This window comes from Bacillus sp. JJ864 (assembly GCF_036963045.1).
In the GTDB taxonomy this organism is placed as follows: domain Bacteria; phylum Bacillota; class Bacilli; order Bacillales; family Bacillaceae_G; genus Bacillus_A; species Bacillus_A pseudomycoides_C.
On the sequence record NZ_JBALLY010000070.1, the window covers coordinates 1 to 5,830 of the forward strand.

Annotated in this window: 5 protein-coding genes; all 5 read right to left on the reverse strand. The window is 35.4% G+C overall.

Annotated elements, in window-relative coordinates; all coding sequences use genetic code 11:
• Positions 1-164: 164 nt before the first annotated feature.
• On the reverse strand, positions 165-881 hold the full coding sequence (gene sigE, locus V7024_RS11620; RefSeq protein ID WP_020059244.1) for an RNA polymerase sporulation sigma factor SigE: 717 nt from the start codon (positions 879-881) through the stop codon (positions 165-167).
• Positions 882-902: 21 nt separating this feature from the next.
• Positions 903-1,820: a sigma-E processing peptidase SpoIIGA gene (gene spoIIGA / locus V7024_RS11625; RefSeq protein WP_335519909.1), complete on the reverse strand. Its 918-nt coding sequence runs from the start codon at positions 1,818-1,820 to the stop codon at positions 903-905.
• A 381-nt stretch (positions 1,821-2,201) separates the two neighbouring features.
• A complete protein-coding gene (gene ftsZ / locus V7024_RS11630) occupies positions 2,202-3,353 on the reverse strand; it encodes a cell division protein FtsZ (RefSeq protein WP_098916282.1) in 1,152 nt (383 codons plus the stop codon).
• A 39-nt stretch (positions 3,354-3,392) separates the two neighbouring features.
• Entirely contained in the window at positions 3,393-4,709 is a 1,317-nt protein-coding gene (gene ftsA, locus V7024_RS11635; RefSeq protein WP_335519914.1) for a cell division protein FtsA, read from the reverse strand.
• 406 nt (positions 4,710-5,115) lie between these two features.
• A partial coding sequence (locus tag V7024_RS11645; protein WP_335519918.1) for a cell division protein FtsQ/DivIB occupies positions 5,116-5,830 on the reverse strand: 715 nt, incomplete at its 5' end.

The window sequence follows — 5,830 nt, forward strand, 5'->3', positions numbered from 1 at the left end:
CGTCCTGCGATTCTGGGCGAGCCGCTTCCGCTTTTCTAAAGAAGATAGGTGGGGGATAACTGCCCGTAAAAGCCCGATTGGTTCAACTAATAATCAGTGGGGGATGAAGAAAACCCCCACTGATTAAAGTTTCACTTTATAACGAGACAATTGACCGCTTAGCCTCATACCATTTTATTAAATTCTTTGCGCAGCCTTTTAATAATTCGTTTTTCTAAACGCGATATATAGGACTGGGAAATCCCCAGCATATCAGCAACATCCTTTTGTGTTTTTTCTTCTCCACCATCTAGGCCAAAACGAAGTTCCATAATTTGCTTCTCTCGATCATTTAATTGATGCAACGCTTTCATAAGTAAGTGACGGTCAACAGTTGCTTCTAAGTCCTTTGTAATAATGTCTTCATCTGTCCCTAAAACATCTGATAGCAATAGTTCATTTCCATCCCAATCAATATTAAGCGGCTCATCAAATGATACTTCCGAACGATTTTTATTATTTCTCCGCAAATGCATCAATATTTCATTCTCAATACATCTTGATGCATACGTTGCAAGTTTGATTTTTTTTTCTGGATTAAATGTATTAACCGCTTTAATTAAACCAATAGTTCCAATACTAATAAGATCCTCGATATTAATTCCTGTATTTTCAAACTTTCTAGCAATGTATACAACAAGACGTAAATTGCGCTCTATTAAAAGCGACCTTGCTGTTTCATCTCCTTTTGGTAGTTTTTGCAGCAATATTTCTTCTTCTTCTTTTGTTAATGGAGGTGGCAATGCTTCACTTCCACCGATATAGTAAATTTCATCGGTCTTAATTCCAAGTTTTAGTAATAATTTATACCAAAGATACGTTAACCGAAATTTCAATTTCAACCCAATCCCTCCGTTTCTGTATTAAGCAATTGTTATTTTTTGTGACAATAACATTTTTGGATGTAGAATACATTGATACTCTCCATTCGTTGATAACTGCTGTGCATTCAAACCAATTAATACTTTATTTACTGCCACCTTCGTACCTTCATGATCAATTTGCACATAGTCAGGTTTAAACGCCCATAAAAATTGTTGATTAATCCCTACAGCTCGGTAAGGAATTAAACGCAAACGAGTTGCCCACTGTGATTCTTCATCTGGTATATAAGGAATAGCCGTTTTCATTTGAACTTGTTCTATTAGCCATTGCGGAAGCACATGTTCCAAAGAAGCAACGTTGATAATCATAACTGGTGTTTTTGTAAGCGGGTCATGTAATTGATTTCCACTATCAATCAATCCATCTAGTTGAATATCATTTATATCAATTTTGATATCTACTTTCACAATTTGCTCATAATGAATTTTTGTCACTTCTACATCCTCAATTCTCTTTTTAGAAAAATAATAAATAACAGGAAACCCAATGATAACAAACAACCAACTTACAGGATCACCATACGAAATAGATTTTGTTGAAATTAGTCCGTTCATCATGTCATTTGTTTGAAGAAAAAAGTGTGTTCCGACGAGGCCACCTCCTACCATAAACGTCACAAAATAAAACGTTAAAACGCTCTGTAGAAATGTCCGAAAACGAATAAAGCCAAATGTAGCATAAACAATAAGAAATGAATATATTAACTTCATTACAGGATGTGTCATCAACGATGCTAACGGCGTGAATGCAAAAATAACAATTGTTGAACCGATACATGCGCCAAGCACAAGTCTCCATCTTTTCACTTTCTGTTTTAAAACAATTGCTGTTAATAAAAGTAAAAGAAAATCAATGCAGACATTTAATAACCATATAATGTCGGCGTAAACGACCAAACGGTTCACCTCTTTTTTATAAAGTTGAGACTAGTATAATGCATATCCATTGGAAAAGTGTGTCAATTCACGGAATGGATTTTTTGTTATTTTGAAACTTTGAGGAATAATTTGTCATGTTGAAAAAGTGCTTTCTTTGAGTAAGTAGCGGGATTTGCATCAATATGAAGTGAAACTTCCATAAGTGGGATTTTACAGCCTGTGAATAGCTTGATAAAGAAAATAAAAAAGACAACCATCTATGCATAATAGATGGTTGTCTTTCTTCCTTGACATACGAAAATTCATTTCACTTCTTATAAACAAGAAGAGATTGATTGGTTTAAATAATAAGCAGTGAGGAGTCCCCACCGCTTATTATTTCACTTTATAATCGCTCCCTTAGCGTCTGCGACGATTACGTAAAAATGCTGGGATATCGATATCATCTACATCTGTGTGACGATCATTCACAACTGGCTCTTCACGCATAACCTCACGCTTTACTTCACGTTGTTTAACCGGTTGTACTGATTGCTGTACATTTTTAGTAGAAGTTGCTGTAGGACGAGTAAGTGGCTTAGGTGGTTGCATTGAGATGCTATCATCGAAACCTGTTGCAATCACTGTTACTACAATTTCATCTTTTAAACTTTCATTAATTACTGAACCGAAAATCATATTTACTTCCGGATCTGAAGCTGAAGCTACAATATCAGCTGCTTCTTGTACTTCATATAAACTTAAATTCGTGCCACCTGTAATGTTCATAATAACACCTTGTGCACCATCAATAGATGTTTCTAGCAATGGACTAGAAATCGCGCGTTTTGCCGCTTCTGTCGCACGGTTTTCACCAGTTCCAATACCAATACCCATTAAAGCAGAACCTTTGTTAGACATGATTGTTTTTACGTCTGCAAAGTCTAAGTTAATAAGACCAGGCGTTGCAATTAAGTCAGAAATACCTTGAACACCTTGACGTAATACATTATCTGCTTCACGGAACGCTTCAAGCATTGGTGTATTTTTATCCACAATTTCTAAAATACGATCATTCGGGATAACAATAATTGTATCTACATTTTCTTTAAACGCAGCAATTCCAGATGTAGCTTGCGTTGCACGCTTGCGACCTTCAAATGTAAATGGGCGAGTTACAACTCCAACTGTTAATGCACCTAGCTCTTTTGCAATTTGTGCAATAACTGGAGCTGCTCCTGTCCCAGTTCCACCGCCCATACCAGCTGTGACAAAGACCATATCCGCACCGCGAAGTGCTTCTTGAATTTGCTCTTTACTTTCTTCAGCAGCTTTTTTTCCTACTTCTGGATTTGCTCCAGCACCAAGTCCGCGCGTTAATTTACCACCGATTTGCATTCTTGTTTCAGCTTTTGATAAATTTAGTGCTTGTGCATCTGTGTTTACGGCGATAAAGTCCACGCCCTGTACACCATTTTCAATCATACGATTGACAGCATTGTTTCCGCCGCCGCCAACACCAATAACTTTTATATTTGCTAATTGATCTTGTGTAGTATCAAACTCTAACATGTCGAAATCCCCCTAGAACCTCATTTTTCGCGTTCAAATCTAATCCCATAAATATCGGAATACACGCTTCATTTTTGACATCATTCGTTCATTATTATTATCGTTATTGTTATTATTGTTATTACGAGGCTTTTGCTTTGCCGGTTGTTGCACTGCAGCAGGTACCGGTGCATGTGTATGCTGTAATTCAAAGTTTTCCTGCTTATCCTGCACACTCTTTCCTCGCAACTTAGCTTTTTGATATGCATTTTTAATAAGTCCAACACCAATTGTATATTGTGGTTCACGTACACCAATATAATCTGGCGTTGCAATACGAACATTTTCATGTAGAATGTCATTTGCAAGATCAAGAATACCAGACATAGAAACAACACCACCAGTAAGTACATATCCAGCTGGTAACTGTTTAATGCCAAATTTTTGTACCTCATCTTGTACAAGCATAAGAATTTCCTCTACACGAGCTTCAATGACATCAGCTAACTCTAATTGAGAATATTGCTCTGTTTGATCACTACCCATCATTGAAACAGTAAACACTTCTTCCTCAGATGCTGTATCATAAAAAGCATGTCCATATTTTAGCTTAATTTGTTCTGCATTTTCAGTTGATGTTTTCAAACCGATGGCAATATCTTTTGTAATATGATCTCCGCCAATCGGTAATATACTTGTTGTTTGTAATTCTCCATCTTGGAGAATTGATAATGTCGTCGAACCTCCACCGATATCAACAAGAGCAACCCCTCGATTTTTTTCATCGTTCGATAAAGCAACTGCTGATGCTGCTAATGGCTGAAGGCAAATATCAATTATTTCAAGGCCCGCTTTTTCTACACATCGAAGTAAATTATGTAACAATGTTCTCGAGCCTGTAATTAATGTACCTTCCATTTCTAAACGTACGCCAATCATTCCGCGCGGATCATTAATTTCATCGAGACCGTCTACGATAAACTGTCGAGGTACCACATCAATAAATTCGCGCTCTGGTGCAATTGACACAACTTGTGCTGCATCAAGTACCCGAAGCACATCTTCGTTTCCAATTTCACGGTCTTCATTTGAAACAGCGACTACTCCATGACAAGGAAGAAGCTGTACTTGATTTGCATTTACACCTACAACAACTCGTTCAATGTGTATTCCTACCATGCGTTCAGCTTGTTCAATCGCCTTTTTAATCGATTGTACAGTCTCATCTATGTCAACAATGGAGCCCTTTTTCAAACCATTTGACTTTACATTTCCAACACCAATAATGTTTAAAGCGTCATTGACCATCTCGCCAATTATGACTTTAACATTGGATGTACCGATGTCAAGACTAACATATATTTCATTGCTGTTCATTCTCTGGCACCTCCTTCTTTATTTATACCATAAAAATCAATATATGGAACAACAATCGTTGCTTTACTATGTTATAAGAAAAATATTCAACGTATTTATGAGTTTCCCTTTTTTAACACTATATTTTTCTTATTTTTATTTGGCATTCATTCACTTTTATAACAATAATATGAAAATCACTGTTATATTTTGAAATAATCTTCTCTAACTACAAAGATTACCGCCAATTATAAGTCTACACTAAGATGTACTTCTAGAAAAGTGAAACTTGCACCTAAGATTATATTAAAAAAGAAAATAGGAAAAAATATGACTAAATTACATAATTTCCAAGAATACATTCCTATTTTTCCCAACAAAACATATTTTACAATCAAAGTATCTACTTTACCACTCTTTATATCATTTAATTGATATATTCGGTATAAGCGGCTACTTCTAGATGAATAATTGCTTTTTTATCTGGCGATAAATTCTTAATAATAAGAGGGTAAGCTTCCATTCGTTTTGCAAAGTCTTGAATAACCGTGCTTACTTCGTATCCCTCATTCATATACAATGTAAGATGATCTGCATACAAATCTGTTGGTTTGTATTGAATTTCTGAAATCGATCGAAGAACAGCTGGTGTTAATTTTTCTAGTTCAGCAATCAATTCTTTCATTTTCTTTTCTTCAAAAGGAACAAAAATCGGTGCAGCAACTGGCAACTTCCCATTTGGAAGAGCATCTAATGATTTTCCATTTTGTAAAAGGGGATATAATTTGCCATCTTTATTAATGTAGCCAATTGTCACATATTCCTCAACATCGATAACAATTTTATTTGGAAATTGTTTTTTCACATGGACATTTTTAATTTCCTTTTGCTTTTTTAAATTCGCTTCCGCTTGATGTCCTACTACACGAAAATAACTTGTTTTATATGTAATTCCTAACTGCTCCATTATTTGTTCATCCGTCATATAATGATTACCATGAACTGTAATCTGCTTTATATTGCTAAGCGGAGATCGAAAATAAATTAAAAAAAGCACCAATAAAAATAAAATCGATACATATAAAATTAATCGATTATTTACTTGTTTTTTCTTCTTTTGATTTTTTAACTTTGGTACACGA